Source organism: Thermomonas sp., assembly GCF_020850895.1.
GTDB lineage: Bacteria > Pseudomonadota > Gammaproteobacteria > Xanthomonadales > Xanthomonadaceae > Thermomonas.
The window spans coordinates 1-3,978 of the sequence record NZ_JADZDS010000127.1; the positions used below are offsets into that span (position 1 = coordinate 1).

3 protein-coding genes are annotated in these 3,978 nt (G+C 68.1%); all 3 read right to left on the bottom strand.

Features of this window, described 5'->3' with window-relative positions; all coding sequences use genetic code 11:
* Positions 1-80: 80 nt before the first annotated feature.
* Genes IT472_RS11350 through IT472_RS11360 form a run of 3 tightly spaced genes read right to left on the bottom strand, consistent with a single transcriptional unit; the run spans position 81 to position 3,544 of the window.
* Positions 81-614, bottom strand: a complete 534-nt coding sequence (locus tag IT472_RS11350) for a hypothetical protein (RefSeq protein WP_297181635.1) — start codon at positions 612-614, stop codon at positions 81-83.
* A 47-nt stretch (positions 615-661) separates the two neighbouring features.
* The gene (locus IT472_RS11355) at positions 662-3,217 is read right to left on the bottom strand and encodes a hypothetical protein (RefSeq protein WP_297181636.1); all 2,556 of its coding nucleotides are present in this window, start codon (positions 3,215-3,217) and stop codon (positions 662-664) included.
* A 24-nt stretch (positions 3,218-3,241) separates the two neighbouring features.
* On the bottom strand, positions 3,242-3,544 hold the full coding sequence (locus IT472_RS11360) for a hypothetical protein (RefSeq protein WP_297181637.1): 303 nt from the start codon (positions 3,542-3,544) through the stop codon (positions 3,242-3,244).
* Positions 3,545-3,978: the final 434 nt, after the last annotated feature.

A 3,978-nucleotide genomic window follows, 5' to 3' on the forward strand; every position in this document is an offset into this window, starting at 1 on the left:
GCCGAACACCTATCAACCCGCCCAAACGCTCTGTGATGGCGCTCCAAGCCAGGCCAAACCGACGCTAGCGCCGCCTCTGGCTACGGCGCAGACTGCTCGGAGAGGGTGTTTGAAATTCCTATACCCCCGTCGACGTGGGTGTAGCTCACCAGATAGCCGCGCTGGCCAGCTTCGTCCAGCCGATGCAGCCGGTACAGCGCGCCGTTCTGCCAGCGTTCTTCGGCCAGCACCGCGCGCACTCCCTGCGCGGGCAGGTCGAGCTGCGCGAGCACCGCGTCGGCAAGCGTCGCCGGTGCCGGCGAACGCGCCGGTTCGACCTGCACCGCGAACAAGGCCAGCGCGGGCGAGTCCTCGTCGCCGGGATCGCGGGTCAGGACCAGGCTCGCTTCGTCCTGCTGGCGCTGCCAGCCGCGCGGCAGTTGCATCGACATGCCGCCGATCACCACCGCTTCGAAGGCCAGCGCGCGCTTGCCGGCGGCCAGGCCGGGTCCGCCGCTGAGGCACAGCACCAGCAGCAGGCCGGGCACGAGCCGCGGCCACGCGCGGGTCGATGCGGCGCGCAGCGCAGTGGCGCGGGTGCCGGCCGGGGCTTTGTCGATCGTTCCAGGTTTCATTGCATGCTCCATGGTTGCGGCCACGCCGCGCTGAGGCTGCGGTGGCTTCAGCGAGCCGACGGCTTTTCGTCGTCCGCGCCCACGCCGATGCGCTTGGCGGCGGGCTGGCCGTGCGCTTCGGGGTGCAGGAAGCGGCCCTTCTCGGCCGGCGCCTTGTCGAGTTCCACCGGGATCCGGTTGTGCTCGGCCCACGGGTCGTGGCGGATGCCGGTGATCTGCCAGCTCACCTTGGTGCGGGGCTCGTCGGTACGGATCGCGAAGCGGTTGCCGGCCACTTCCTCGGACACCATCGCGCGGGCGAAGCTGCCGATCACGGTAAGCTGGTAACGGAAGTCGCGATTGAGCGCCTCGAACCACGCGGGCAGTTCGATGGTGGCGCGGCCGTTGGCGTCGGTGACCACATTGCCGTTGTAGACATTCATCATGTCCGGCGACTCGACGAAACTGTGCAGCAGGTACTTGTTGGCCGGATCCAGCGGATGGTCGATCTTGAAGCTGCCGCCGCCCTTGCTGAGGGTGCCGCTGACGCTGACGTTGCCGGTGAACGATGCCGCAGCGCCACCAATGGCCACGTTCACGAACTCGCCGGCCTTGCCGCTCGCCGAGTTGACGCTGGCCCGGACCGCGGAGCCTGTCGTGCCGGGCGTCGTCAGCTCCGCACTGAGCACGCGGCTGCCGGCACTGCGTGCGTTGATCGCCCAGGCGCTGCCGGTGCCGTTGGCCTCGACCACCAGCGTGTCGCCGCTCGGCATGTTGCCGACCGCGACCAGGGCATTGCCGAGCCCGCCGCCGCTGGTCGCGTTGTTTTCGGCGCGCAGGCCGACGCCGTTGCTGGAGGCGGTGCGCGCGAGCACGCCGCGATTGGCGCCGGTGGTCGTCGGTGCGCTGGCCAACAACGCGGTGCCGGCGGTCGAGTTGGTGCTTGCGACGACACCATAGGCATCGCCGCTGGGGGCCAAATTGCTGCCCCACACCCCCGCCCCCTCGGCGACACTCGACGCTCCCAGTACGCCGAGCGGACCCTCGCCGCGTACACCGGTACCCTCATTCGAAGCGCTGAGCCCGTGCACGCCGATGGTCTGGCCGCTGGTCGCCGTCGCTTCGCCATGAACCGCGGTGCCGTCGACCGAAGCCGTGGAGCCGGCGACGCCGATCGTCGGTCCGCTGGTTGCGGCCGACTCGCCGCGCACCGCGGTGCCGAGGGGCGAGGCCACGCGTCCGTACACGCCGTGGGTATCGCCGATGGTGGCCGTCGCGTCGCCGAAGATGGCGCGGCCCTGATTGCTGGCTGCCACGCCCCAGACGGCGTAAGCGGTGGAACCGCTGGTGGCCGTGTTCATCGCGCGCACACCCGAGCCCTCGGGGCTGTCGCTGCGGCCGAACACGCCCATGTTGGCGCCGCTGGTGGCGGTGGCTATGCCGAGCACACCGCGGCCGGTAGAACTGGCGGTTTCTCCCCAGACGCCGGTCGAGTTGCCGGTCGCGGCGCTGGCAAGACCGAACACGCCGCGACCGGAGGTACTGTTGCTCTGCCCTTGCACGCCGCGTGCATCGCCACTGGACGCGGTGGCGTGGCCAAACACGCCGCGCGAACCGATCGTGTTGCTGTTGCTCACACCGACCACGCCGTCGGTCTGGCCCGAGCTGGCAGTGGCTGTCGCGATGAGGGCGGTCGACCCCGACGTGCCGTTGCCTTGGGAAATGCTCAGGCCGCGCAAAGCCGATGAGCCGCTGAATTGCTGTCCATAATGGCCATGATCGCTGCGTGCCACCGTGGTCGCCGCGCCACTGCCGGCGAAGTCGGCGCTGAAGGTGCTTCCGGTCAGCGTCAGACCGTTGCCGGCGCTGTAAGTGGTATCTCCATCGCCGGCACAGATCCAGGCGGTTCCTGACCATTTGGCTACCTGATTCGCGGTGCAGGCCTGCGGCATTTGATATGTCGGCGTGACGCTGAAGGTGCTGCCCGTCAGCGTCAGGCCGTTGCCGGCGCTGTAGGTGGTATCGCCATCGCTGGCACAGATCCACGCGGCGCCCGACCATTTGGCTACCTGATTCGCGGTGCAGGCCTGCGGCATTTGATATGTCGGAGCGACGCTGAAGGTGCTGCCCGAAAGCGCAAGACCTGTGCCCGCCGAGTAGCTGGTGCCGCCGTCGTCCGCGGCCGGCGCCCACGCGCTGCCGTTCCACTTCAGTACCTGGCCGCTGGACGGTGCCGTGGCGCTGACGCCGCGGCCCTGCAGTGCGCGGGCGCTGGCGGCTACCGGGGTCGGCAGGATCTCGATGCGCGGACCCATCGGCGTGCCGCCCACCTCCACCTGCAGCCAGCGGTTGCTTTCGGCGAAAGCCACGCCGGCGAAGTTGAGATCGATGGTGAACACGCCATCGAGCACTAGATAGGTGTTCGCGGTAATCGTGCTGCCGAGTTGCGTGCCCCCGCTCTGCGCGTCGTAGAGTTTGAAGGCGAGGTTGGCATTGCCGTTGAGCGGGCTGCCGCTCTGCTCCAGGAAGCCCTGGAAGGTGAACGGCTCGGCCTGGGCGCGAGGCAACGGCAGCACCAGGGCCGCGGCGAGGGCTAAGGCGAGCAGGTGGCGGTGGCTGCGCATGAGAGACTCCTGACGTTACCGGGCTTATTCGAAACCGTTGGCGAACAGTCCATCGCCGGCCGACTCGGGTACCCAGAAGCCGGCGTTGAGCCGATACGGTCCGCCGGAGGCCAGCGCCGCCTCGGGCTGGCCGATGCTGGCGCCGAGTCTGAAGTTGCCGCCGATCGCGCTGGTGGTGCCGCCGGCATCGATGCTCCAGCGGGTCATCGCGATCGCGCCCTGGGCGGTATTGCTTGCGACCGGTCCCGCGTCCTCGGCGGGCGGGTTTGCGAGGGTCGGGCCGAGCAGGCCGAGCGCCAGTCCGCATGCGTAGACGGTGCGTTTCATCGGATCACTCCTTGCCCGCATCGGCGCCGACGCCAGCACTTTACATCACTGCGAAGCAGGTTGGCACCGCCCGGAACATTGTGGCCAGTTGATGGGGGCGTTGTCGTTTTCACAAGGCGACTGCACGGAATGTCAAGAGTGGACTTCACTAGGCCCGATATGATCGCCCGGATGGGGCGGTGATGCGCTGGACGCTCCTCTGCAGGTGATGGCTAACGACCCTGACCCGACGCTCGCTAACGCGAAGGCTGAACAGTGAGCGTTTTTGCCACCGTTCGCAGATTTGTTGATGCACGAGATCTTGTCATTGGACAGCACGCCGTCGTCTGTCGAATGCCCGATCACTTCTCGGCGCGCCGATATTCATCATCGACGGGCACGTGTGCAATGGACACCTGACGGGGAGTTGTTAGCAGTCGGATGCACGAACCGGC